Raw genomic sequence first — 24996 nt, 5'->3', positions numbered from 1 at the left:
GTGCGCACTGCCCTCACCGTCACCGTGAGCTTCGCCCAGGCGGAGATCGACTACTCACTCCGGCTGCTAGACTTTGCCGACATTCAAATGGACGACCCCATGGAACGGTGGTATCTGGCAACACTGCTGGCGTTGGTCCTGCACCAGATTGATGCAGCGTTCTGGCACGAGTGGGCCCTGTTCGGCGTTCCCGGCGGCATCCAGGGGTTTCTGGCTTTCAACCTGATCGCTGTGGGCGCCCTGCTGCATGGCTATCGCCAGGTTGTGCTGGCCAAGCCCTCCGCGCGGGCGTATGCCAGCCTGTGCGGGACAGTTGGCGCCGGCACCGCCATGATTCATGTGGGCTTCGCCGCGGCCGGTCGTGACGAGTTCCTGCTTCCGCTCTCCATCGCAACGCTGGCGGCCTGCCTCGTGGCCGGCGTCGGGCTCCTCATGCAAGGCCGCCGTGCTACCCCGGCTCGCGTGCAGATCGATGGCGTGGACTGACGAGACGAAAAAGCCCCTGAATCCAGGGGCTCTTTGAATCAACTGGCGGAGAGAGTGGGATTCGAACCCACGGAAGGTTTGACCCTTCGCCGGTTTTCAAGACCGGTGCCTTAAACCGCTCGGCCATCTCTCCAATCGGGTCCCGGTCGCCCGGGCAGCGCCGTATTCTCGCACGTGACGGGCATTTGCCCAAGACCACCATGCCCCTGCCCTCCGCATCCGGCACGGTGGGGCCTTCGCCGTAGAACAGCAACGCCGGACATCGCCCGGCGCTGCCTTCAAGACCTCTCAGCCGGCATCCACCGCCAGCGCACCCAGTGCACTGGCCTTGATCCGCTCCTTGGCCTTTTCACAGGCGCCACCGCAATCCAGGCGCGAGGCCTCCAGCTGCGGCGGCAGATGCTCGGCCAGGAAGTCGATGAACACGCGCACCGCCGGCAACAGGCCCCGGCGCGAGGCGAACACGGCGTGGCACACGCCCTGCGGCAGCGACCAGTCCGGCAGCACCACTTCCAGCTCGCCGTTGCGCACGGCGTCGGCGCACACGGTTTCCGGCAGCATGGTGATGCCGAAACCGTCTTTCACCATGCTCTGCAGCAACGGGAAGTCGAAACCGGCCACGCGCGGCTGCAGGTCGACCCGGCGCACTTCGCCTTCCGGGCCATGCAGTTCCCAGCGCTGGCGGGCTTCGTCTTCGCTGATGCTGAGGGTGACGTGCTGGGTCAGCTCTTCCGGGTCCTTGGGGCGACCGGCGCGGTCCAGGTACTTGGGGCTGGCCACCAGCAGTTCCTGCACCTGGCCGAAGCTGCGCATCACCAGGCTGCCGTCGTCATCCAGGCGCGAACGCACGCGCAGAGCCACATCGTAGCCTTCGTTGATGATGTCCACGCGGCGGTTGCTGATGTTCAGCTGCAGCCGCACCTTCGGGTACTGCTCAAGGAACTTGGGCAGCAGCTTGGGCAGCTGCATCTGCGCCAGTGACACCGGCACGCTGGCGCGCACCACGCCGCGCGGCTCCGCGCTGAGGCGGTCCACCACTTCGCGGGCGGCCTGGGCCTCGGCCAGCATCGTCTGCGCATGGCGATGCACGCTGGTGCCGACATCGGTGACCGCGAAACGGCGCGTGGAGCGCTGCAGCAGGCGTACGCCCAGGTCGGTTTCCAGCTGGCTGATGCGGCGGCTCAGGCGCGACTTGGGAATACCCAGTGCGCGCTCGGCGGCGGCGAATCCGCCGTGGTCGACCACCATCGCGAAGTAGTACAGGTCATTCAGGTCATGCATACCCGAGTTCCATATCTAGAACAATACGTGGCATTCAACCACCTTTATTCCGCCTTTGCAACAACCTATCGTTCTCTCCGTCGGCGGGGCCACCCCGCCCCTTCCTCCCAGAACATAGGTGACTGCCATGAAGCTTCTGCATCTCGACGCCAGCGTGCTTGGCGACAACTCCGTCTCGCGCCAGCTGTCGGCCGCCGTGGTCGCCCGCTTCGCCAGCCAGATCGATGGCCTGCAGGTCGATTATCGCGATCTTGACGCCAATCCGGTACCGCATCTGCGCAGCAGCTCGCTGGCCAGGACCGACGCCGCCGAGGCGACCGATGCTGAACAGGTGATGCAGCAGTTCCTGGAGGCCGACATCGTGGTGATCGGCGCGCCGATGTACAACTTCAGCATTCCGTCCACGCTGAAGGCCTGGATCGACCGCGTGGCCGTGGCCGGCCGCACCTTCAAGTACACCGAGAACGGCCCGGTGGGCCTGGCCGGTGGCAAGCGCGTGATCATCGCCAGCAGCCGTGGCGGCATCTACACCGACTCGCCGGCCGACTTCCAGGAGCCGTTCCTGCGCCAGGTGTTCGCCTTCATGGGCATCAACGAGGTCGAGTTCGTGCGCGCCGAAGGCATCGCCTACTCGCCGCAGCACCGTGAAGACGCCATCGCCGGTGCTCTGGCGGCACTGCCGTCGCACGAATTGGCCGAAGCCGTCGCGGCGTAAAGCGTTCCAACGTTCGGCGCCCCTCTCTCCTCGTCTGGGCGCTGAGCGCGGGCCGGGATCCCCTCCCCCATCCCGGCCCACCCTGGCGGCCCCGCTTTGCGGGGCCGTTTTTTGTGGGCGCGTTAGGCTGGGGCCATGGACTACATCGTGACGGCTGCGCACCGCAGCGAATTTCCGCACCCGATCACCCTGCGCCGTGGCCAGGCGCTGGTGGTGGGCGAACGTTATGAAGGCCCGGAGGGCTGGGAAGACTGGTTCCTGTGCCAAGCCGAAGGGCAGCAGCCCGGTTTCGTGCCGGCGCCGGTGATCGGTCGCAATGCGCAGGGTGACGCCTATGCCACGGAGGATTACTGCGCGCGGGAGCTGGATGTGGACCCCGGGCAGATCTTGCGCGGGCTGCGCACCCTCAATGGTTGGGCGTGGTGCGTGCCGGAGACCGGCGAACCGGGATGGGTACCGCTGGAGAAGCTGCGGGCAGCATAAACCCGGTAGCGCCCGAGCCTATGCTCGGGCGGCAGCGCGAAGCGCCGGCTGTCAGCCAATGGTTTCCAGGCCACCCATGTACGGGCGCAGGGCCTCCGGCACGGTGATGCTGCCGTCGGCGTTCTGGTAGTTCTCCATCACCGCGATCATCGCGCGGCCGACGGCCACGCCCGAGCCATTCAGGGTGTGCACCAGTTCCGGCTTGCCGGTGGCCGGGTTGCGCCAGCGGGCCTGCATGCGGCGGGCCTGGAAATCACCACAGTTCGAGCACGAGGAAATCTCGCGGTAGGTTTCCTGCGACGGCAGCCAGACTTCCAGGTCGTAGGTCTTCACCGCCGAGAAGCCCATGTCGCCGGTGCACAGCAGCACCTTGCGGTACGGCAGGCCCAGCTTTTCCAGCACCACTTCGGCGCAGCGGGTCATGCGCTGGTGTTCGGGGTCGCTGTCTTCCGGGCGGCAGATCGAGACCAGCTCGACCTTTTCGAACTGGTGCTGGCGGATCATGCCGCGCACGTCGCGGCCGCCGCTGCCAGCCTCGGCACGGAAGCACATCGAGTGGGCGGTCATGCGCAGCGGCAGGCGCTCGGCGTCGACGATCTCGTCGCGCACGATGTTGGTCAGCGGCACTTCCGAGGTCGGGATCAGGTAACGCGTGGAGTCGCCCACGGCGGTCTTGAACAGGTCGTCCTCGAACTTCGGCAGCTGGCTGGTGCCGCGCAGCGAATCGGCGTTGACCAGCAGCGGCACGTTGGTTTCCTCGTAGCCGTGCTCGCTGGTGTGCAGGTCGACCATGAACTGGGCCAGGGCGCGGTGCAGGCGCGCGATCGGGCCGCGCAGGACGGTGAAGCGCGAACCGGACAGCTTGGCCGCGGTCTCGCCGTCCAGCCAGCCATTGCGGGCGCCCAGTTCGACGTGGTCGAGCACCTTGAAGTCGAACTGGCGCGGGGTACCCCAGCGCGCCTGCTCCACGTTGTCGTTCTCGTCGGCACCGGCCGGCACGTCATCGGCCGGGAGGTTCGGGATGCCCATCGAGATCGCTTCGATCTTCTCGCGCAGCTCATCCAGGGCCACTTCCGAGGCCTTCAGCTCGTCGGCGAAGGCAGCGACCTCGGCCATGATGGCCGACACGTCCTCGCCCTTGGCCTTGGCCTGGCCGATGGCCTTGGAACGGCTGTTGCGCAGGCTCTGCAGCTCCTGGGTCCGCACCTGGATGCGCTTGCGATCCGCCTCCAGGGACTCCAGGGCAGACACGTCGAGCTCGAAGCCGCGGCTGGTGCGCAGGCGTTCGGCGAGGTCGGCGGGCTGGTGGCGGAGCAGGGCTGGATCAAGCATGGCAGGTGTCGTGGTGGGTATCAGGGATGGGATTATCGCTTGTTATACGGATTTCTGCCGCCCGGTTCATTCCCGCCGTGGCAGAATCGGGGCATTCCGTACTGGTCCGGTCCATGTCTGCACCCCGCTCGCCGTCCGCCAAGTCGTTTACCGTGCATATCCCGCGCAACGCCCTGAAGATCGCGGGCATCGCCTTCGGCGTGGGCGTGCTGTTGTTCGTGCTGGTCTGGTTCACCGGTCGCGACAAGGAATTCTTCCGCGCCGACCCGGCCGCACAGACCCCGCAGGAGACGGCGCAGGTGGAACCGCTGCCCGAACCGCTGGCGGCGGCCGCCGGTTCCAGCGACATGCCCGATGCCAAGCCGGCCCCGGTCGAGGAGGAAGCCCCGAAGCTGGTCGAAACCCCGCCGCCACCGCCGGCGCCCGTCGCCGAAGCGGCCCCGGCCGCACCGGCTCCCGCGCCGGCTGCCACGGGCAACAGCCAGCCGATGCCGATTGCCGGCCAGTCGCCACCGCCGGCCTACCCGGCCGCCGCGCTGCGCGCCGGCGAGACCGGCAGCGTGGTGGTGCGCGTGGATGTGGATGCCACCGGCTATCCGAACAATGCCACGGTGATCCAGCGCAGCGGCTCACGCGAGCTCGACCGTGCCGCGACCGATGCGGTGCGCCGCTGGCGTTTCACCCCGGCACAGAGCAACGGCCAGGCCGTACCGGGCAGCATTGAAGTGCCATTCGACTTCAAGACCCAGTAACTGAACGTTTCCCGGCAGGCAAACTGAACCCTGCCGGTCGCGTTGACACAACGCTGACACTTCACGCCGCTGGCTCGCGCAACACTCTCCCCGTCGTCCAATTGACGGAAGGAGTTCGCGATGACCGCCACCACCCACGAAGACCTTCATTCGCCGCAGCTGCAGCACGATGCCAGCGAACAGCACAAGCCCACGTCACCCTGGATGTGGATCGCGCTGATCGTGGCGATGTTTGCCGCCGCGCTGCTCTGGCTGCGTCACTCGAACCAGGAAGACGTGGCGCCGGCACCGGTCGGCGAGCGCATGCTCCCCGCCCCCCAGCAGGCGCCGGTCGCCGACGTACAGCAGCCTGCGGCCCGCCAGGCCGCAGCGGCCGGCAACCAGCGCAAGGCCACCCCTGCCGTACGCAATCGCGAGGCGCGCCCGCTGGCAGGCAACAGCAAGCCGACCTACCCCGCTGCCGCGCTGCGCAATGGCGTGCAGGGCAGCGTGATCGCCAGCCTGAATGTCGATGCCCGCGGCCAGGTGACCAATGCTGCGATTGTTTCGCGCAGCGGCGAGCGCAGCCGTGACCTGGATCGCGCGGTGCTGAGCGCCGTGCAGAACTGGAAGTTCCAGCCGGCGATGCACGAAGGCCGTGCGGTGGCCAGTGTGGTGCGGGTCCCGGTGGATTTCCGTACCGGACAGCGTTGATCGCGGACGAGGGGTTCGTGATGTTTAGACGGAGGCTTCGGCCTCCGTCCTTTTATGCGTTGCGGAGAAGCGTGCCAACCAAGGTTGGCACCTACCGGAAAACCTGATCGGCCGGTCAGGCCAGGTTGAAGCCGGCGCTGCGCGCCAGGCCGTCGAAGTCCGGGAAGGACGTCGCGACGTTGGCGATGTCATTGATACGCACTTCGCCATCACTGATCTGGCCGGCAATGGCGAATGCCATGGCGATGCGATGGTCGCCGTGGCTTTCGATGGTGCCACTCCCCAGCCGAACTCCGCCGTGCAGGGTGGCGCCATCCTCGGTTTCGTCCACCTGCATGCCCAGCGCACGCAGGCCGCTGGCCATCGCCGCAAGGCGGTCCGATTCCTTCACTCTCAGTTCGGCCGCACCGCTCACCACGGTCTGGCCCTCGGCGGCCGCGGCCGCCACGAACAGCGCTGGGAACTCGTCGATCATGTCCGGCACCAGCGTTTCCGGTATGCGTGCACCCTTCAACGGGGCGTAGCGCACCACCAGGTCGGCCACCGGCTCACCGCCCTGCTCGGCCGGGTTCTCTTCGGTGATGTCCGCTCCCATCAGGCGCAGCGCGTGCAGCAGGCCGGTGCGGCGCGGATTCAGGCCGACCTGCTTCAGGCGCAGCTCGGAGCCGGGAATGATGCTGGCGGCGACCAGGTAGAACGCGGCCGAAGAGAAATCGGCGGGCACCACGATATCGGTGGCGCGCAGGCGCTGGCCACCGCGCAGGCGGGCCTTGCCCGGCGAAAACGCGATGTCCACGCCGAACGCGGACAACATGCGCTCGGTGTAGTCGCGGGTCGGGTGCGGTTCGGTCACGCAGGTTTCGCCCTGCGCATACAGCCCGGCCAGCAGCACCGCCGACTTGACCTGCGCGCTGGCCACCGGCGAGGCGAAATCGATGCCGTGCAGCGTCTGGCCACCATGCACGTGCAGCGGCGGTGTGCCGTCGTCCTGGGTATCGATCCTTGCGCCCATCAGCGACAGCGGGCCGGTGACGCGGCGCATCGGGCGGCCGGACAGCGATTCATCGCCGATCAGCGTGCAGTCGAACGACTGCCCCGCCAGCAGGCCAGCCAGCAGGCGCATGCCGGTACCGGCATTGCCGCAATCCAGCGGTGCATCCGGCGCCTTCAGGCCATCGATGCCGACGCCGTGCACGACGCGCTGCGACGGGCTGGGCGTTTCGATGCGCACACCCAGCTGGCTGAAGATGCGCGCCGTGGCACGGGTATCCTCGCCTTCCAGGAAGCCCTCGATATGCGAGGTGCCATCGGCCAGCGCGGCAAACATCACCGAGCGGTGCGAGACCGACTTGTCGCCGGGAATGGTCAGGCTGCCCTGCAGCGGCTGGCCCTTGCGGGCAATCCAGTGTTGCGCGTTGCTCATCGTTCGATCATTCCGTAAACACCGGCAGCGCCGGCGATGCATCAGGGAGCGGCGGCTGTTGCCGCCGCAGCAGCACTCAGGGCACGGCCACCGGATAGGAGCCCAGCACTTTGATCTGCGCCGAGTGCGCTTCCAGTTCGGCCAACGCGGCCTGCATCGGCGCGTCGTCGATGTGGCCGGCCAGGTCGATGAAGAAACCGTACTCCCACTTGCCGTGGTGTGACGGCCGCGATTCGATGCGGTTCATGCTGATGCCGTGGCGGGCGAACGGGCTGAGCACGTCGAACAACGCACCGGGCTTGTCATGGATGAACACCAGCACCGAGGTGCGGTCGTGGCCGGAGGTCGGGAAAATGTTGCGACCCACCACCAGGAAGCGGGTGGTGTTGTCGGCATCGTTCTGGATCGGCTTGGTGACCACCTTCTTCAGGCCGTACACGTGGCCGGCACTCTCGCCGCCGATGGCCGCCGCGTCGTCGGCGTTGCGCGCACGGCGCGCGCCTTCGGCGTTGCTCGACACCGGAATCTTCTCGGCCTTCGGCAGGTTGGCGCGCAGCCACGCCGAGGTCTGCATGAACGACTGCGGGTGCGCGTAGATGCGCTCGATGTCCTCGATGCGGCCGCTGCGCGACATCAGGAACTGCTGCACGCGCAGTTCCACTTCGCCACAGATCTTCAGGTTGGAGGTCAGGAACATGTCCAGGGTGATCTGGATGGTGCCCTGCCCGGAATTTTCCACCGGCACCACGCCGAAATCGGCGTTGCCCGCTTCCACTTCCTGGAACACTTCCTCGATGCTGGCCATCGGCAGGCCCAGCGCGGAGCGGCCGAAGTGCTTGAGCACGGCCTGCTGGCTGAAGGTGCCTTCCGGGCCGAGGTAGCCGATCTTCAGCGGCTCCTGCTGGGCCAGGCAGGCCGACATGATCTCGCGGTAGACATGCACCAGCAGCTCGTCGCTGAGCGGGCCTTCGTTGCGGTCCACCACCATGCGCAGCACCTGCGCTTCGCGCTCGGGGCGGTAGTAGTCGACGGCAGCGGCCAGCTTGCCCTTGGCCTTGCCGACCTGGTGGGCGAAGCGCGCGCGTTCGGCGATCAGGCTCTGGATGTCGCGGTCGATCTGGTCGATCTTGGAGCGCACATCGGCCAGCGCCAGCGGCGCCAACGTGGGCGCCGGGTTGGAGGTGGCCTTGGCCTTGCCCTTCGCCTTGGTGGGCACGCTGTCCTTGGCCGGTTCGGCCTTCTTCGGCGCCTTCTTGCTGGATTTGCTGCTTGCCATCGGAATTCCCTGTTGCGGGGCACGCACCCGACGGTGCGCGCCGTTCATTGCTCAGCCGTGACGCTGCTGGAAATCGGCCATGAAGGCGACCAGCGCCTCGGCCCCGGCCAGCGGCATGGCGTTGTACAGCGAGGCACGGATACCACCGACGACCTTGTGGCCCTTCAGCGCCAGCAGGCCTGCGGCCTTGGCCTCGGCCACGAAACGGGCATCGAGATCGGCGTTGGGCAGGAAGAACGGGATGTTCATCCGCGAACGGGCCGCGTGTGCAACCTCATTGCGGTAGAAGCCGCCGGAGCCGTCGATGGCGCCGTACACCAGCGCGGCCTTGGCGGCATTGCGCCTGGCGAACTCGGTCACGCCACCCTCGGCCAGCATCCACTTGAACACCAGGCCGGCCAGGTACCAGTTCCAGGTCGGCGGAGTGTTGAGCATCGAATCGCGGGCGACATGCGAGCGGTAATCGAAGATGTCCGCGCGCGGCTGGCCACTGCGCTCCAGCAGGTCGCGGCGGATGATCATCACCGCGATGCCGACCGGACCCAGGTTTTTCTGCGCACCGGCATAGATCACGCCGTAGCGGCGCACGTCCAGCGGCTCGCTGGCAATGGACGAGCTGAAGTCGGCCACCAGCGGCACATTGCCGGTATCGGGCACATCACGGAACTCGACGCCGTGGATGGTCTCGTTGGCGGTGATGTGCACGTAGGCGGCATTGGGCGAGAGCTGCCAGTCGGCACGCGCCGGCAGCGTGCGATAGCCATCGGCCTCGCTGCTGGCGGCGATGTTGACGTCCACGTAGACACCGGCCTGCTTGACCGCGGTCTTGCCCCAGTGGCCACTGACCACGTAGTCGGCACGCTGGCCTGGGGCGGCGAAATTGAGCGGGATCAACGCCTGCTGGGTGGTGGCACCACCGGACAGGAACAGCACCGCATAGTCTTCCGGGATATCGAGCAGGCGACGCAGATCGGCCTCGGCCTCGGCGGCCACGGACATGAATTCCGCGCCGCGATGGCTCATTTCCACGATCGAAGCGCCGGACCCGTGCCAGTCCAGCATTTCCGCCTGCGCCTGGCGCAGGACCGATTCCGGCAAGGTCGCAGGGCCGGCACTGAAGTTGAACGCGCGCGTCATGTCACACCTGTGGGGCAAGACCCCTAGTATGCCGCAGTGCACCAGCCTTGCGGCCTTGTGCGGCAAGGGAAATTTGGTTTCATTGGAATCCATCGGCAACGCGACAGATAGTGCCGGCCGCTGGCCGGCAACCTAACGGATTCGGGGCGGCGGTTGCCGGCCAGCGGCCGGCACTACCGTCAGCGCGCGCCGAACCAGAGCAGCAGGCTGAGCAGCGCGGCCAGCAGCAGCGCACTGACCAGCAGCCACGGCCAGCGCCGCACCCTGCGCGGCGCAGCCGGCAGCACCGGCGCCTGTTCCACGTCCTCGCCCGACTCGTCCTCGACCGGCAACGACCGCCGGCGCGGATCATGCGGCACTTCCAGCACGAAACGGTGCTGGCCATCAAACACCACCTGGTCGCCGGCCTGCAGCCAGCAATGGCGCACGGCCACGCCATTGACGCGGGTGCCGTCGGCACTGCCGAGGTCGCGCAGCAGCACGCGTTCGCCGTGCATTTCCACGCGGGCATGCTGCTCGGCAAAAGCCGGGTCATCGATGGCGATGTCGGCCTCGTTGCCACGCCCGATCAGGCGGGCCCGCGACAGGGTGAAGCTGCGGCCATGATGGAGGCCGCCGACACCGCGCAGCAGCCGCTGCTGCTCGTCGCTGCCACCTTCGGTTTTCGGCGCAGGCGCCTGCAGCAGGCTTTCGACCTCGCCCTGCAGGAGCATCTCCACGCCATCCACATATACCGCATCGCCTGCACGCAGCAGGGCCATCCGGCGTACCGGGCGACCGTTCACGTGGACGCCGCGGATGCCGTTGCCGACCTGCAGCCAGAGGCCGCGATCATCCATGCAGAACTGGGCCAGCAGCAGTGCGCCGTGGCCGGGATCTCCGAGCCGCACGCTGCCGTTGGCCTGGCGCACGATGCGCTGCACCCCGGGCCGCAAGGGCTGGTCGGGCTGTTGTTGTTGACTGAAGTGAACAAGCAGGTTCTGCACGCGGCGCAGCCTAGCAGGTTGGTCGCCAACGAAGAAGAACCCACGATGAGTGCTTGGCGCGGCGGCCCTCGATGCGCACAATGCTTGCCCTCTTCGATCAACCCCGCCCTGCGCCAGGAGCCTGCATGTCCACCATCGATGTCCGCCACGCCCACGCCCTGCCCGATGCACAGGCGCGCGCCGCGATCGAACAGGTCGCTGCCAAGCTGTCCGAGCGCTTTGGCCTGAAGTCGTCCTGGACCGCCGACGTACTGAACTTCTCCGGCAGCGGCGTGGACGGTGCGATCGAACTGCAGCCGGGCGCCGTGCGCGTAACCGCCAAGCTGGGTTTCCTGCTGTCGGCGATGAAGGGCATGGTCGAGGGCGAGATCCAGCGTGTGCTGAAGGAAAAGCTGGGCTGAACCCCGGCGGCGGCCGTCACGGCCGTGCAACGCCGCTGCGCGCTACTCTCGGGGGCAGGCCCAACTGCCACGGGAAGTGCGATGAACCACTATGAGAACGACGACCGCCGCAACGACGATGCCTCTTTCAGTGACCAGGCCGAGCGCTTCTCGCGCAAGCTGAGCGATTCGGCCCAGCAGGTCTGGCTGGCCGGGTTGGGTGCGCTGGGTCGCGCCCAGGCCGAGGGCAGCCGCTTCTTCGATGGCCTGGTGAAGGAAGGCGAAGCCTGGGAAGCCCGCCGCCGTGAACGCAACGGCGACCAGGGCCCGGGCTGGCGTGACAACGTCGAGACCTCGCTGGACGAGGCCCGCGAGAAGGCCTCCGGCACCTGGAACAAGGTGGAGAAGGCCTTCGATGACCAGGTGCAGGGCGTACTCAAGCGCCTGCATGTACCCACCGCCGACGAAGTGACCGCGCTGGAGGCGCGCATCGATGCCCTGCACGCGCGGCTGGCCAAGCTGGAAAACCGCGCCGCGTCCGGCACCGACGCCCCTGCTCCGGGCAGCCATCAGTCGCCGGACAGCGTGCCCTGACCACGATTGTTGCAATGCAATAAAATTTGATTGACAATCGCGAGCAACCCGCCAATCGCTTCGGCTGCCGTTTGTTCCCTCCCCTCACGGCTTCAGGATTGGCGGGTTTTTCGTGCCCGCTATGCGCCGATCTGCGCGCTCCATCACGCTTTCTGTCAGGAACATCCTGACCCGGCCAGGCACCGCGACCTTTACACTGTCGTTCTCCGCTTTCGCCCCTTCCGCCCTACTCCTGCATGCTCCCCTGGATCCTGGCCCTGCTGTCGGCCCTGCTTAGCTGTTCCCTGGCCGTTGTCTATCTGTGGTGGGTCAAGCGGCGACAGAAGGAGATGCAGCTCGGCCTGCAGGCCCTGGCGGGCATGCATTGGCGCGAATTCTCGGTTCTGGTCAAGCGCATGCTGCGCGAACAGCGCGGCCTGCGTGAGCTGATCGATCCGGCGGAAGAAGCCCGCGAGCCAAGCAGCGATTTCATGCTCAGCGATGGCCCCAACCACTGGCTGGTGTCGTGCAAGCATGGCCTGGCCTACCGCATCGGCACCGCCGCGGTGAACGAGCTGGGTGCGGCCGCGCGTCTGGCCGGGGCCAAGGGCGGCGTGCTGCTGACTGAAGGCCGCATCGAGCGCGACGGCCGCGGCGCCGCCGAGAAGCAGGCGGTTGAAGTGCTCGACGGCCCGCGCCTGTGGCCGTTGCTGCAGCCTTACCTGCCCGGCGACATCGAAGCTCGCGTGCGCGCCAGCGCCCGGCACGAAGCGCTGCGCCGCATCGCCATCGCCGCACTGGGTTCGGCAACGCTGGGGCTGCTGGTTGGCCTGGGCCTGCAGGGCCTGCGTGTGGACGAGGCCGCGCCGGTTGCTGCGGCACCGGTGGTGGCGACGCCTTCGCCCGCGCCCGCGGCGGAACCTGCTGGCATCGCGGCAGTGCTCCCGGCCGCCCCCGCTCCCGCGCCTGCCGTCGCCCCGGCGGCCGACGCGCGCAGCAATCCCAATCCGGATGCCGCCACGCTGGAGCGCTTCCAAGCCGATCTGGCGCGCGCCCTGGCCGGCAAGCCCGGCATCGCCAGCGGTGTCTGGCTGACCCGGCAGACGCTGGCGATCAACCGCACCGGTGAACTGGAAAAGGTCTGGCCGCTGGTCTGCGAGGAAGTGCTGCACTACCCCGCCCTTCGCAACGTGCGCATCCAGCTCAATGCCCGGCCCGGCGTGGATGAGCCGGTACGCTGGCGGCAGTGCGCCACGTATTGATGGGGCAGCATCCACGCATGGCGTGGATCTACTGAATCCCGACACACGAATCTCTGGTAGATCCACGCCATGCGTGGATGCCTTTGCAGAGTCGAGCCACGCTCGACTCATCGCGCAACGCGCGAACAGCAGCCGACCATGGGCTGGGCTCTACAAGGCGCCCGCTCAGCCCAATGCTGCGAGATGGGCGATGTAACTGGAGCGGGATTCGCCGGCCGCCCTGGCCTGCGCATCCAGCCTGGCCAGGATGCGACGCGGCAGGCTGATGTTGACCCGCTCGATGGTGTCGTCCAGCAGAGATGGATCAATGCAGATGTAGGCAAGAATCCAGGCCGTACCACTGGGAGCCTCGGCGACGATCTTCTGTGGCGCAGAAGGACTGGGAATCGAGCGCCCCTCATCCAGGGCCGCATCGATCCAGGCAAGCGCAGACTCCTCGGCCGCGCTGAGTGCATCGTCAAGCGTGTCGGCTGCCGAGAAGCACCCCGGCAGATCGGGAACGATGACACCCCACGCGGTGCGTTCATCGCCCGCCTCAATCAAGACTGGATAGCGCATGGGACCTCCTACGTCAGTCCTGCCAGCTTCCGCAGCGCCAGCACCAGCCCCTTGCCCAGATCCTTTCTGGGGTGAGGCACGGTGATGATGTGAGGCCGCTGCGGGTGCACGAATACATGATGGGATCCACGAATCCTGCAACAGGTCCAACCTGCCGCCTCCAGATCCCGGATGAGGTCCCTGCTCTTCATGCAGGGACGATACACATCGTACACACGCACCAACAGAGTTCAAGACGACAGCCGTTCCGGACCAGTAGATCCACGCCATGCGTGGATGGAACCCCTAGCGTGCCCCAGGCGCAAAGCGCGCGACCAGGTCCCACGCGTCGCCGAGGAATACCTGGCGCACGCGGGTGATCGGCTGATCGCCACGCCAGGTCAGGCGCTCGATCACCAGGCAGGCGGTGCCCGGCTTCACGTCCAGCAGCCTGGCCGTGGCGGTGTCCGCACCCCAGGCACTGATGCGATGCTGCGCGCGCGTCCAGGACACGTTCTGCAGCAGCCAGCTGCCCGGCGCGGTGGTACTGAAATCGACTTCCAGTACCTCGGGCACGCCCACCGGACTGATCAGGCGATGCTCCAGCGCCAGCGGACGGCCATCGGCCAGGTGCAGGCAGCGCATCGCCAGCAGCTTCTCGCTGCCGGCCAGCTCCACTTCACCGGCATTGCCGGCGTCGGCCAGACGCAGCTCGCGCTGCAGCAGGCGGTACGCGTACTGATGGCCGCGCGAGCCGACTTCCATCGCGATATCCGGAATCTCCAGCGCCACCTGCTCCAGGTGCGGCGGCTGACGCGCCACGAATGAACCGGCGCGACGGCGGCGCTCGATCATGCCGCTCTCGGCCAGTGCGGTCAGCACCTTGTTCACCGTCATCCGCGAGCAGCCGTACTGCTCCATCAGCTCGTGCTCGTACGGAATACGGAAGCCCGGCGCCCACTCTCCGCTGAGGATGCGGCTTTCCAGATCGCTGCGGATACGCTGGTTGAGCGTGGCGGACTTGCTTGCCTTCACGTAATGAGGTCCCGGTGGCGGAGGCGATCAGCCCAGCACGCCGCGCAGGGCGGCGGCGAAGGCGGTGGTGATCGCCTCGCGCTGCAGGTGGCGGCCCTCGGCCACGCACTGGCGGCCATGGCGCCAGACCGATCGCAGCGCGCCATTACGTGCGGCGAACACCCAGCTGTCAAGCCATGCGTCGTCCTGTCGCGCCTGCAGCGCCGGGTGCGCGGCGTCCAGTTCGACCAGGTCGGCACTGGCACCAACCTGCAGGCCAGCGGCCACGCCCAGGGCTTGTGCGCCACCGTGCAGGGCGCCTTCAAACAGGAAGCGACCGGTGCTGCGGGTGGCATCCGGGGCCAGCACATTGCGCCCGCGCAGGGCCAGGCGTTGGCCGTACTCAAGCAGGCGCAGTTCTTCGGCCGCATCGATCAGCACATTGGAATCGGAACCGACGCCGAAGCGACCGCCCTCGCGCGCGAACGCCTGCATCGGGAACAGGCCGTCGCCCAGGTTGGCCTCGGTGATCGGGCACAGACCGGCCACGGCCTGGCTGGCGGCGATGGCCGCGCGCTCGTCATCGGTGATGTGGGTGGCATGCACCAGGCACCAGCGCGCATCCACCGGCGCGTGGTCGTACAGCCACTGCACCGGGCGCTGGCCGCTCCAGGCCAGGCAGGCCTCGACTTCGCGCACCTGCTCGGCGATATGGATGTGCACCGGGCCATCGGTGAGCGGCAGCAACGCACTCAGTTCTTCGCCGGTGACCGCGCGCAGGCTGTGCGGGGCGACGCCGAGCACCGCGTCAGGCAGCGTGGCCAATACCGGCTTTGCGGCATCCAGCAGCTGCGCGAAGCCGTCCACGTCGTGGATCAGGCGTCGCTGCGCGGGGTTCGGCGGCGCCCCGCCGAAATCGGCATGGGCATAGAACACCGGCAGCAGGGTCAGGCCGATACCGGTCTGGTCGGCGGCGGCAGCAATCCGTGCACTCATCTCGGCACGATTGGCATAGGCGCGGCCGTCGGCATCGCGGTGCAGGTAATGGAACTCGCCGACGCGAGTGAAGCCGCCTTCCAGCATTTCCATATAGGCCTGGGCGGCGATGGCCTGCACCGCGTCCGGGCGCAGATGGGCCAGGAAGCGGTACATCAGCTCGCGCCAGCTCCAGAAGCTGTCACCGTCACCGCCGCCGATCTCGGTCAGGCCGGCCATGCCACGCTGAAACGCGTGGCTGTGCAGGTTGGGCAGGCCCGGCACCAGGATGCCGACGCGGGTGTCGCCGTGCTGGGCGCCCTGCCCCGTACCGATCGCCGCAATACGACCGTCCTGCACCTGCAGGCGGACATCACGGGCCCAGCCGTCGGCCAGCAGGGCATGGGCGGCATGGAAGCAGTGCGGGGAACGCGAATCGGACATGGCTGGACAACCCGAAATGGACGCCTATATTGTATAGACATATAAGCACAGCCGCGTTGTGGATGCCATGCACGTCGATACCCTCTGGTCCAACGTCCACCTGATCACCCTCGACGGCGAGGGCCTGGGTGTCATCCGCGATGGCGTACTGGCCTGCGCCGACGGCCGCATCATCCACGTCGGCCGGGCCGGCAGCGATGCCCACCTGCAGCCGACCACCCGCATCGATGGCGAAGGCCGCTGGATCTCGCCCGGCCTGATCGACTGCCACACCCACCTGGTCTACGCCGGCAACCGCGCCAACGAATTCGAGCAGCGCCTGCAGGGCGTCAGTTATGCCGAGATCGCCCGAGCCGGCGGCGGCATCGTCTCCACCGTGCGCGCCACCCGCGCCGCCACGCCGGAACAGCTGGCCCGCGAAAGCCGGCCACGGTTGCTGGCGATGCGCGCCGAGGGCGTAACCACCCTCGAGATCAAGTCCGGCTACGGCCTGACCCTGGCCGACGAACGCAAGCAACTGCAGGTTGCGCGCGCGCTGGGCGAGCAATGCCGGGTCAACGTGGTCACCACCTTCCTTGGCGCGCACGCGACTCCGCCGGGCCGCGAGGCACAGGAATACATCGACGAGGTGTGCGAGGTGATGATTCCGGCCATCGCCGCCGAAGGCCTGGCCGAAGCGGTGGACGTGTTCTGCGAGAACATCGCGTTCTCGCCCGCGCAGGCGCGGCAGGTGTTCGAGACCGCCCGCGCGAACGGACTGGCGGTGAAGATCCACGCCGAACAGCTGAGCAACCAGCACGGTGCCGAACTGGCGGCCAGCTTCGGTGCACTGTCGGCCGACCATATCGAACATCTGGACGATGCCGGCATCGCCGCGATGGCCGCTGCCGGAACCGTCGCCGTGCTGCTGCCCGGTGCTTTCTATTTCACCCGCGATACCACCCTGCCGCCGATCGCGGCGTTGCGTGCGGCCGGCGTGCCGCTGGCGCTGGCCACCGACAGCAACCCGGGCACTTCGCCGCTGACCAGCCCGCTGCTGGCGATGAACATGGGCGCCACCCTGTTCCGCCTGACCGTGGACGAGTGCATCGCCGGCTTCACCCGTGAAGCGGCGCGTGCGCTCGGACGCAGCGATCGCATCGGCCGCCTGGCCGTGGGCCTGGACTGCGACCTGGCGATCTGGGACATCGATGCGCCCGCCGACCTGGTCTATCGCATTGGATTCAACCCGCTGCACGCGCGCGTGGTGCGCGGGCAGCCCGACCTGCCTGCCTCCTGGAGCAACGCATGAGCAACACCCTGGTTCTTCGCCCCGGCCATGTCACTCTCGCCCAGTGGCGGCAGGTCTATCGCGGTGCGCCGCTTGCACTGGACCCGGCCGCGCTGCCGGTGGTGCGCGCCAGCGCTGCGGCGGTGGCCGCCATCGTGGCCAAGGGCGCACCGGTGTATGGCATCAACACCGGCTTCGGCAAGCTGGCCAGCGTGCGCATCGAGCGCGAAGACCTGGCCACCCTGCAGCGGAACATCGTGCTCTCGCATGCCGCCGGCGTGGGCGAGCCGATGCCGGCCAGCGTGGTGCGGTTGATGATGGCGCTGAAGCTGGTCAGCCTGGCGCAGGGCGCATCGGGCGTTCGCGAGGAAACCCTGCTGCTGCTCGAAGCGATGCTGGTCAAGGGCGTATTGCCCGTAGTGCCGGCACAAGGCTCGGTGGGTGCCTCGGGCGATCTGGCGCCGCTCTCGCACCTGGCCAGCGTGATGCTGGGCGTGGGCGAAGCCTTCATCGGTGACGAGCGCGTGCCGGCGGTCGATGCGCTGGCACGTGCCGGCCTGCAGCCGATCGAACTGGGCGCGAAGGAAGGCCTTGCGCTGCTCAATGGCACGCAGTTCTCCACCGCCTACGCGCTGGCCGGCCTGTTCGAGATCGAGACCGTGTTCCAGGCCGCATTGGTCACCGGCGCGCTGTCGGTGGAAGCGGCCAAGGGCTCGGACACGCCGTTCGACCCGCGCATCCACGCCATCCGCGGCCAGCGCGGGCAGATCGCCACCGCCGCGACGCTGCGCGCGCTGATGCAGGGCTCGGAGATCCGCGAATCGCACCGTGACAACGACGTGCGCGTGCAGGATCCGTACTGCCTGCGCTGCCAGCCGCAGGTCATGGGCGCGGCGCTGGACATCCTGCGCCAGGCCGCGACCACGCTGGAAATCGAAGCCAACGGCGTCTCTGACAATCCGCTGGTGTTCACCGATACCGGCGAAGCGTTGTCCGGTGGCAACTTCCACGCAGAGCCGGTGGCCTTCGCGGCCGACATGCTGGCGATGGCGGTGTGCGAGATCGGTTCGATCAGCGAGCGCCGCCTGGCGATGCTGGTGGACCCGGCGCTGTCCGGCCTGCCGGCATTCCTGACCCCGCGCCCGGGCCTGAATTCCGGCTTCATGATTCCGCAGGTGACTGCCGCGGCGCTGGTCTCGGAAAACAAGCAGCGGGCCTACCCGGCCAGCGTTGATTCAATCCCGACCTCGGCCAACCAGGAAGACCATGTGTCGATGGCCGCGCACGGTGCACGCCGCCTGATGCAGATGGCCGAGAACGCCGCCAACGTGATCGGCATCGAGCTGCTGGCCGCCGCACAGGGCTGCGACTTCCACGCCCCGCTGCGCTCCAGTGCCGCGCTGGAAACCGTGCGCGCCACGCTGCGTGCGCAGGTGCCGACGCTGGAAGAAGACCGCTACTTCCATCCGGACATGGTGACCGCCACGAATCTGGTGCGCAGTGGCGCGCTGGCGCAGGGCCTGACCGACCTGCTGCCAACCGTGGAACCGCAGGCATGAATACCCATCCCGACTGGCTGACGGTGCACGAGGGCGACGCCCCCCTCATCGTCAGCTTCCCGCATACCGGCAGCGAGCTGCCGCACGACCTGATCGGCGACTACCACTCGCCGTGGCTGGCACGCCGCGATGCCGACTGGTGGGTGCACGAGCTGTACGACTTCGTGCGCGGCATGGGGGCGACCACGGTGCGCTCGGCGATCTCACGTTCGGTGATCGACCTCAACCGTGATCCCAGTGGCGTGTCGCTGTACCCGGGCCAGAACACCACCGGCCTGTGCCCGCTGACCACCTTCGACAACCAGCCGCTGTACCACGCCGGGCGCGAACCGGACGACGCGGAGATCGCGCGTCGCCGCGACACCTATTTCCTGCCCTACCACGATGCCTTGGCTGCGCAGATCGCGCGCCTGCGTGCGCGCCACGGCACCGTGGTGGTGTACGACGCGCACTCGATCCGCTCGCACATCCCGCACCTGTTCGACGGCGAGCTGCCGCAGTTCAATTTGGGCACCGCTGGCCCCTCCGGTGCACCGGACACGTCCTGCGACAACGCCTTGAGCGACGTGGTGGAGAACCTGCTGAAGATCAGTGGCATGAGCCAGGTGCGCAACGGCCGTTTCAAGGGCGGCTGGATCACCCGCCACTACAGCAACATCGCCGGCGGTGTGCACAGCCTGCAGATGGAGTTGGCCTGCCGTGGCTACATGCACGAGCCCCTGCCGGACCAGGTGGACGAACACAGCTGGCCCACCCCGCTCGACCCCGACCACGCCGCACCGCTGCGCCATACCCTGGCGCAGGTGCTCAACGCCTGCCTTGAATTCGCAACGAACCGGAGCGCCGCATGACCCGCAACGACCCGTCCCGCACCCTCGCCGCGCCGACCGGCACCACGCTCAACGCCAAGAGCTGGCTGACTGAAGCGCCGTTGCGCATGCTGATGAACAACCTGCACCCGGACGTGGCCGAACGCCCGCAGGAACTGGTGGTGTACGGCGGCATCGGCCGCGCCGCACGCGACTGGGAAAGCTTCGATGCCATTGTCGAAACGCTCAAGCGCCTGGACGATGACCAGACCCTGCTGGTGCAGTCGGGCAAGCCAGTGGGCGTGTTCCGCACCCACGCCGATGCGCCGCGCGTGCTGATCGCCAATTCCAACCTGGTGCCGCGCTGGGCCAACTGGGACCACTTCAACGAGCTGGATAAGAAGGGCCTGGCCATGTACGGCCAGATGACCGCCGGCAGCTGGATCTACATCGGCGCCCAGGGCATCGTGCAGGGCACCTACGAGACTTTCGTGGAAATGGGCCGCCAGCACTTCGGTGGCGACCTGACCGGCAAGTGGCTGTTCACCGGCGGCCTCGGCGGCATGGGCGGCGCACAGCCGCTGGCTGCCGTGATGGCCGGCGCCTCCTGCCTGGCCGTCGAGTGCCGCAAGAGCAGCATCGACATGCGCCTGCGCACCGGCTACCTGGACACCTGGACCGACAATCTGGACGAAGCGCTGCGCTTGATCGACGAGTCGTGCAAGGCCGGCACGCCGAAATCGGTGGGCTTGCTGGGCAATGTGGCCGACGTGCTGGCCGAACTGCTCAAGCGCGGCGTGAAGCCGGACCTGCTGACCGACCAGACCTCCGCGCACGACCCGGTGAACGGCTACCTGCCGCAGGGCTGGACGGTCGAACAGTGGGACGAGAAGCGTGTGAGTGCTCCGAAGGAAGTGGAAAAGGCCGCGCGTGCCTCGATGGCCAACCACATCCGCGCCATGCTCGGCTTCCACGCGCTGGGCGTACCAACCGTGGACTACGGCAACAACCTGCGGCAGATGGCGCTGGAAGAAGGCGTGGCCAATGCCTTCGATTTCCCCGGCTTCGTGCCGGCCTACATCCGTCCGCTGTTCTGCCGCGGCATCGGTCCCTTCCGCTGGGCGGCACTGAGCGGCGACCCGGAAGACATCGCCAGGACCGATGCCAAGGTGAAGGAACTGATTCCGGACAACCCGCACCTGCACCGCTGGCTGGACATGGCGGCCGAGAAGATCAAGTTCCAGGGCCTGCCGGCGCGCATCTGCTGGGTCGGCCTGGGTGATCGTGATCGACTTGGCCTGGCGTTCAACGAGATGGTGGCCACCGGCGAACTGAAGGCGCCGGTGGTGATCGGGCGCGACCACCTGGACAGTGGCAGCGTCGCCTCGCCGAACCGCGAAACCGAAGCGATGGCCGACGGCTCCGACGCGGTCTCCGACTGGCCGCTGCTGAACGCCCTGCTCAACACCGCCAGCGGCGCGACCTGGGTATCGCTGCACCACGGTGGCGGCGTCGGCATGGGCTTCTCGCAGCACGCCGGCATGGTGATCGTCTGCGATGGCACCGAGGCGGCCGCCAAGCGGATTGGCCGCGTGCTGTGGAACGACCCGGCCACCGGCGTGATGCGCCATGCGGATGCGGGGTATGAAATCGCGATCGACTGCGCGAAGGAAAAGGGACTGGATCTGCCGGGGATCCTGGGCTGATCGCAGGGGTGCCGGCCAGCGGCCGGCACTACCGGAACGTGTGGTAGTGCCGGCCGCTGGCCGGCTCTCCCTGATGCGGGAATCGGTACCCTTGACCCGCTCTTCCGTCGTGACCAACATGCGCCATCACCGCTGATGGATCACCGCGATGTACCGCACGCTCGCTGCCGCATTGCTCTGCACGCTATGGGTGATTCCGCCTGCTTCGGCGCGTGACGTCCCCACCGCTCTCTCTACCCGGCTCGACGCCCAACTGCAGGCCAACCGCGAACGCTACGGCATCGCCGGCCAAGCCGTACTGGTCGCTCACAACAGTCAGGTGCTGTACCAGGGCGCCAGCGGTGAACGTGATCCCGCTACCCATGCGCCCGCCACCGTCGAGGCCATCTTCGCCGCGCAGTCGATGGCCAAGCTGCTGACCAGCACGCTGGTGATGCAACTGGTCGATCAGGGCAAGGTGGATCTTGATGCGCCGGCCAGCCGCTATGTGCCGGACCTGCCGACCGCATGGCAGGCGATCCACGTACGCGACTTTCTCAACCACAGCTCGGGCATCGGCGAGTACTACGATCGTGTCGACAACCGTTGGGTCAGCAAGGGCTACCCTGGGGTAGCCCCTGACCTTGGCGCTGCACTGAAGGTGGCCGGCGCGGCACCGATGCAGTTCGCCACCGGCAGCCGCGTGCAGTACACGCAGGCCAACTACCTGGTGCTGACGGCGCTGCTTGAAGCGCATTACCGCAGGCCCTACCCGGCCATCGCACGCGAACGCATCCTGCAGCCGCTGAAGATGACCAGCACCTCATGGGGCGCCACCAGCGTGCCGGCCCGGCGCGCGGCGGTGCCGTACATCGGCAAGGATGGCGCGTTGCAACCGGCCAATGAAGATCCCTGGCCCAACTACGGCTGGGGCCATGCCGATCTGCAGACCACCGTGGGCGACATGCACCGCTTCCTGCAGGCGCTGGCGACCGGCAAGCTGGTGCGCACGGCGACCCTGGAAAAGCTCTGGCAGCCGCAGAAACTGAGCGGTGGCGGCAGCAATTTCTTCTCCACTGGCTGGGATACCACCCGCAGCGACGGCTACACCCAGGTCGGCCATGATGGCGGCACCCGTGTACGTGCGCGGCTGGCCTACAAGGGTACGCTGGCCGACGGCTACTGGGTGTTCGTGTACCTGACCAACGGCAGCGCCCGCAATGTCTGGTCCAGCACCTTGGTGGAGAGCACGATGGCAGTCGCGGCGCCGCAGGAGTTTCCGCACGCGGTGCTGTCCGAGCGGCTGGTGGCGTATGCGCTGGATGATGATGCAGGCGCTGCGCGGGCGATACGCAGCTGGTTGCGCGATAACAACCGGGTGACGGGCAGCGAGCTGGAACGTGCGATCAACGCCACCGGCTATGCCATCCACCAGAGCCTGGGTGCACGCAGGGCGTTGAAGGTATTCGCCCTCAACAGCGAGCTGTATCCGGATTCGGCCAATGCGTGGGACAGCCTGGCCGAATGTCATGCGGCATTGGGCGAGAAGGAAGCAGCTGATCAGTTCTACGCAAAGTCGAAGACGCTGGCGAAACCCTCGCCATGAACCCTGCTGTAGAGGCGAGCCCATGCTCGGCTGCTCTTCGCCGCGATGGCAGACAACCCGCGCTGCGCGCTATTAGCCGAGCGCGGGCTCGGCTCTACAGGAACACGGCGGGCGGCCATACGCCGCCGGTGGGTGACGTGGCGCCGCCGACCTGTTAACTTGCGCGCCACTTTGATGGTTTACAGCATTTCCGCATGTCGCTCTCGTCGTACCGCCCCACCCCCTCGCTGCTGTTCCTGGCCGTTTCCCTTGGCCTCGCCTCCACCGCCGCTGCAGCCCCGCAGGCCACCACCCTCGATGCCGTGCAGGTCACCGCTGCCGCCGATGCCAGCGCGCAGGCGCGCGAGACGCTGAAGCGAGTACCCGGCGCCAGCAACGTCATCGACGTGGCCAAGGCCGACAGCCGACTGTCCACCAGTGCGGATGTGCTGGCCTTCCAGCCGGGCATCAGCGCGCAGTCGCCGGGCAACGAAGGCACCAAGATCTCGATCCGTGGCTCGGGCATCAACCGGGGCCCGGGCGCGCATGCCTCGGGCATTGCGGTGTCGATCGACGGTCTGCCACTGACCGGCCCGGGCGGCACGCCCTACGAGCTGCTGGAACCGCTGTGGTTGTCGCGCGTGGAAGTCCTGCGCGGCGCCAACGGCTTCGAGCGCGGCGCGATCGCGCTGGGTGGTGCCATCGACTACGTCAGCCGCAGCGGTCGCGATTCGGCGGGCGTGCAGCTGCATTACGAAGCCGGCAGCCGTGGCTATCAGAAGCGTGGCGTCAGCTGGGGTGGCGTCAGCGGCGATGTCGACTACTTCATGGCCTACACCGATACCGAGTTCGACGGTTACCAGCGCCATGCGCGCGGCGACGGCAAGGGCGCGATGGCCAACATCGGCTGGCAGATCACCCCCGCCCTGCAGACGCGCTTCTCCGTGCGCTATCGCGAAACCAATCATGAAACGCCCGGTCGCTTGACCCGCGACCAGATCCGCAACGATCCACACGCCGCGAATGCGGCCAACCTGGCCGTCGATGCGCATCGCCCGCAGCCGGGCAGCACCTGGGTGGGCAATATCACCACGCTGCAGCTCGATGAGGATTCCTCGCTGCAGGCCGGGCTGGTCTACCACACCTACCCGATGGACTTGAACGAGAGCCTGTACCGGCAGCAGCTGGACTACGCCAACCTCAACGCCACGCTGGACTACCGCCGCCGCCACAGGCTGTTCGGCCTGGACAGCGAAACCACGGTCGGCCTGCGCGTCACCCACGACCTGGATGCCGACGTGCGCGAGTCGCTGCGCTTTGCCAGCAACGGCTATGCCGCCGGCACGCGCACGCGTGACTTCCGCCACCACGGCACCGACAGCACACTGCACGTCAGCAACACCCTCGCCTTCAATGACCGCCTGCGCATGCAGGCTGGGCTGGCACTGATCAACACCCGCCGCGATGTTCAGGTGACCTGGCCGAGCAGCGGCGGCCGCCTGCGCGACCGCGACTGGGACTACGCGCCGCGGCTGGGCTTCACCTGGCAGCACAGCGCGCAGACGCAGTGGTTCGGCAACCTCAGCCGCTCGGTGGAGGCGCCACATCCGTGGTCGATGATCTGGGGTTCGAACCAGTACTTCGGGCCGAGCAATGGCCCGTCTACCGGCCGCCAGCGCGCGCCGGTGCCGATGCAGAACCAGACCGCCACCACGCTGGAACTGGGTGCGCGCGGTGATGCGGCGTTGGGTCGCTGGGAACTGACCGGCTACTACGCGCATGTGAATCACGAGCTGCTTAGCGTGGAACTGCAACCGGTGCCGAACCTGTTCATCGCAGAAAACAACGCCAGCCCCACCGTTCACCGCGGCATCGAAGCCGGATTGGACAGCACGCTGTGGCAGGCTGCACCGGGCCACCTGTCGCTTCGCCAGGCCTATACCTTCAGCGATTTCCGCTACCGCCACGACGCGCGTTTCGGCAGCAACCGCCTGCCCGGCCTGCCGCGCCACACCTACCAGGCCGAGCTGCGCTTCGATCATGCGTCCGGCCTGTACGCTGCGCTCAATACCGAATACGCCTCGCGCATTGCCGTGGACTATGCCAACAGCTACTGGGCCGACAGCCATGTGATCTTCGGCAGCCGCATCGGCTACGACGCACCCGGTGGCCGCTGGCAGGCCTGGGCCGAGATGCGCAACATCGGCAACCGCCACTACGCGGCCACAGTCACGCCGGGCTACGACGATGCTGGCAGGGATGTCGCCCGCTCGACCCCGGGTGAAGGCCGTGGCGTCTATGCGGGCGTGCGCTGGCGCTTTGACTGATCGCAGCAGGCG

At 67.5% G+C, this 24996-nt stretch carries 24 protein-coding genes and 1 tRNA gene; 14 read left to right on the top strand and 11 right to left on the bottom strand.

The window, feature by feature from the left end; all coding sequences use genetic code 11:
• Positions 1-486 carry a DUF6713 family protein gene (locus KXV01_RS12340; protein WP_229298463.1) on the top strand — a complete coding sequence of 162 codons (486 nt, stop codon included), beginning with the start codon at positions 1-3 and terminating at the stop codon, positions 484-486.
• Positions 487-529: 43 nt separating this feature from the next.
• Here the strand turns inward: KXV01_RS12340 and KXV01_RS12335 are convergent.
• Positions 530-619, bottom strand: a tRNA-Ser gene (locus tag KXV01_RS12335).
• 155 nt (positions 620-774) lie between these two features.
• On the bottom strand, positions 775-1767 hold the full coding sequence (locus tag KXV01_RS12330) for a LysR family transcriptional regulator (protein WP_005410175.1): 993 nt from the start codon (positions 1765-1767) through the stop codon (positions 775-777).
• Between the two features lie 127 nt (positions 1768-1894).
• Here KXV01_RS12330 and KXV01_RS12325 point away from each other — a divergent pair, with 127 nt between their 5' ends.
• Both KXV01_RS12325 and KXV01_RS12320 read left to right on the top strand, forming a co-directional pair.
• On the top strand, positions 1895-2482 hold the full coding sequence (locus KXV01_RS12325) for an NAD(P)H-dependent oxidoreductase (protein ID WP_049415010.1): 588 nt from the start codon (positions 1895-1897) through the stop codon (positions 2480-2482).
• Between the two features lie 135 nt (positions 2483-2617).
• Positions 2618-2965: a ligand-binding protein SH3 gene (locus KXV01_RS12320; RefSeq protein WP_099486598.1), complete on the top strand. Its 348-nt coding sequence runs from the start codon at positions 2618-2620 to the stop codon at positions 2963-2965.
• Between the two features lie 51 nt (positions 2966-3016).
• Here KXV01_RS12320 and serS read toward each other — a convergent pair whose 3' ends face one another.
• Complete coding sequence (gene serS, locus KXV01_RS12315) at positions 3017-4297, bottom strand: serine--tRNA ligase (RefSeq protein ID WP_164282769.1); 1281 nt, start codon at positions 4295-4297, stop codon at positions 3017-3019.
• Between the two features lie 113 nt (positions 4298-4410).
• On the opposite strand from serS, the gene KXV01_RS12310 reads away from it, so the two are divergent.
• Both KXV01_RS12310 and KXV01_RS12305 read left to right on the top strand, forming a co-directional pair.
• The gene (locus KXV01_RS12310) at positions 4411-5049 is read left to right on the top strand and encodes an energy transducer TonB (protein WP_049438027.1); all 639 of its coding nucleotides are present in this window, start codon (positions 4411-4413) and stop codon (positions 5047-5049) included.
• 120 nt (positions 5050-5169) lie between these two features.
• Positions 5170-5742: an energy transducer TonB gene (locus tag KXV01_RS12305; RefSeq protein WP_111096629.1), complete on the top strand. Its 573-nt coding sequence runs from the start codon at positions 5170-5172 to the stop codon at positions 5740-5742.
• 115 nt (positions 5743-5857) lie between these two features.
• Here the strand turns inward: KXV01_RS12305 and aroA are convergent, their stop codons facing one another.
• The 4 genes from aroA to KXV01_RS12285 all read right to left on the bottom strand — a co-directional run bounded on the left by aroA (position 5858) and on the right by KXV01_RS12285 (position 10564).
• A complete protein-coding gene (gene aroA, locus KXV01_RS12300; RefSeq protein ID WP_164282773.1) occupies positions 5858-7165 on the bottom strand; it encodes a 3-phosphoshikimate 1-carboxyvinyltransferase in 1308 nt (435 codons plus the stop codon).
• 76 nt (positions 7166-7241) lie between these two features.
• Positions 7242-8441 carry a prephenate dehydratase gene (gene pheA, locus KXV01_RS12295; RefSeq protein WP_049414995.1) on the bottom strand — a complete coding sequence of 400 codons (1200 nt, stop codon included), beginning with the start codon at positions 8439-8441 and terminating at the stop codon, positions 7242-7244.
• A 51-nt stretch (positions 8442-8492) separates the two neighbouring features.
• Complete coding sequence (gene serC / locus KXV01_RS12290; protein ID WP_049414994.1) at positions 8493-9578, bottom strand: 3-phosphoserine/phosphohydroxythreonine transaminase; 1086 nt, start codon at positions 9576-9578, stop codon at positions 8493-8495.
• Between the two features lie 179 nt (positions 9579-9757).
• Positions 9758-10564 (bottom strand): FHA domain-containing protein, encoded by an 807-nt coding sequence (locus KXV01_RS12285; protein ID WP_049414448.1) that lies wholly within the window; start codon positions 10562-10564, stop codon positions 9758-9760.
• A 125-nt stretch (positions 10565-10689) separates the two neighbouring features.
• Here KXV01_RS12285 and KXV01_RS12280 point away from each other — a divergent pair, with 125 nt between their 5' ends.
• The 3 genes from KXV01_RS12280 (at position 10690) to KXV01_RS12270 (ending at position 12779) form a co-directional block, all read left to right on the top strand.
• The gene (locus KXV01_RS12280) at positions 10690-10965 is read left to right on the top strand and encodes a polyhydroxyalkanoic acid system family protein (RefSeq protein WP_005417302.1); all 276 of its coding nucleotides are present in this window, start codon (positions 10690-10692) and stop codon (positions 10963-10965) included.
• Between the two features lie 81 nt (positions 10966-11046).
• Positions 11047-11538 carry a phasin family protein gene (locus KXV01_RS12275; protein WP_005417304.1) on the top strand — a complete coding sequence of 164 codons (492 nt, stop codon included), beginning with the start codon at positions 11047-11049 and terminating at the stop codon, positions 11536-11538.
• A 236-nt stretch (positions 11539-11774) separates the two neighbouring features.
• Complete coding sequence (locus KXV01_RS12270; protein WP_263467822.1) at positions 11775-12779, top strand: restriction endonuclease; 1005 nt, start codon at positions 11775-11777, stop codon at positions 12777-12779.
• Between the two features lie 165 nt (positions 12780-12944).
• Here the strand turns inward: KXV01_RS12270 and KXV01_RS12265 are convergent, their stop codons facing one another.
• The 4 genes from KXV01_RS12265 to KXV01_RS12250 form a co-directional block, all read right to left on the bottom strand.
• Complete coding sequence (locus KXV01_RS12265) at positions 12945-13337, bottom strand: type II toxin-antitoxin system HicB family antitoxin (protein ID WP_005417308.1); 393 nt, start codon at positions 13335-13337, stop codon at positions 12945-12947.
• Positions 13338-13345: 8 nt separating this feature from the next.
• Positions 13346-13528: a type II toxin-antitoxin system HicA family toxin gene (locus KXV01_RS12260; RefSeq protein ID WP_080354705.1), complete on the bottom strand. Its 183-nt coding sequence runs from the start codon at positions 13526-13528 to the stop codon at positions 13346-13348.
• Positions 13529-13622: 94 nt separating this feature from the next.
• A complete protein-coding gene (gene hutC / locus KXV01_RS12255) occupies positions 13623-14351 on the bottom strand; it encodes a histidine utilization repressor (RefSeq protein ID WP_049438039.1) in 729 nt (242 codons plus the stop codon).
• Positions 14352-14378: 27 nt separating this feature from the next.
• Positions 14379-15749 (bottom strand): formimidoylglutamate deiminase, encoded by a 1371-nt coding sequence (locus tag KXV01_RS12250; RefSeq protein WP_263467821.1) that lies wholly within the window; start codon positions 15747-15749, stop codon positions 14379-14381.
• A gap of 67 nt (positions 15750-15816) precedes the next feature.
• Here KXV01_RS12250 and hutI point away from each other — a divergent pair, with 67 nt between their 5' ends.
• From hutI to KXV01_RS12220, 6 genes are all read left to right on the top strand, one after another.
• A complete protein-coding gene (hutI, locus tag KXV01_RS12245) occupies positions 15817-17040 on the top strand; it encodes an imidazolonepropionase (protein WP_111190713.1) in 1224 nt (407 codons plus the stop codon).
• Complete coding sequence (hutH, locus tag KXV01_RS12240; protein ID WP_111190687.1) at positions 17037-18578, top strand: histidine ammonia-lyase; 1542 nt, start codon at positions 17037-17039, stop codon at positions 18576-18578. Before hutI ends, hutH begins: the two co-directional genes overlap by 4 nt.
• Positions 18575-19429: an N-formylglutamate deformylase gene (gene hutG, locus KXV01_RS12235; RefSeq protein WP_111190688.1), complete on the top strand. Its 855-nt coding sequence runs from the start codon at positions 18575-18577 to the stop codon at positions 19427-19429. Before hutH ends, hutG begins: the two co-directional genes overlap by 4 nt.
• Positions 19426-21093 carry a urocanate hydratase gene (gene hutU, locus KXV01_RS12230; protein WP_263467820.1) on the top strand — a complete coding sequence of 556 codons (1668 nt, stop codon included), beginning with the start codon at positions 19426-19428 and terminating at the stop codon, positions 21091-21093. The genes hutG and hutU overlap by 4 nt, the downstream gene beginning before the upstream one ends.
• Before the next feature lie 148 nt (positions 21094-21241).
• Positions 21242-22678 (top strand): serine hydrolase domain-containing protein, encoded by a 1437-nt coding sequence (locus KXV01_RS12225; protein WP_263467819.1) that lies wholly within the window; start codon positions 21242-21244, stop codon positions 22676-22678.
• A gap of 194 nt (positions 22679-22872) precedes the next feature.
• On the top strand, positions 22873-24984 hold the full coding sequence (locus KXV01_RS12220) for a TonB-dependent receptor (RefSeq protein WP_164282784.1): 2112 nt from the start codon (positions 22873-22875) through the stop codon (positions 24982-24984).
• Positions 24985-24996: the final 12 nt, after the last annotated feature.

Origin of the sequence: Stenotrophomonas sp. Ps181 (assembly GCF_025697425.1) — a bacterium.
Classification (GTDB): Bacteria; Pseudomonadota; Gammaproteobacteria; order Xanthomonadales; family Xanthomonadaceae; genus Stenotrophomonas; species Stenotrophomonas sepilia.
The sequence above is the reverse complement of the archived record's forward strand: the minus strand, read 5'-3'. Positions and strand labels throughout refer to the sequence as shown.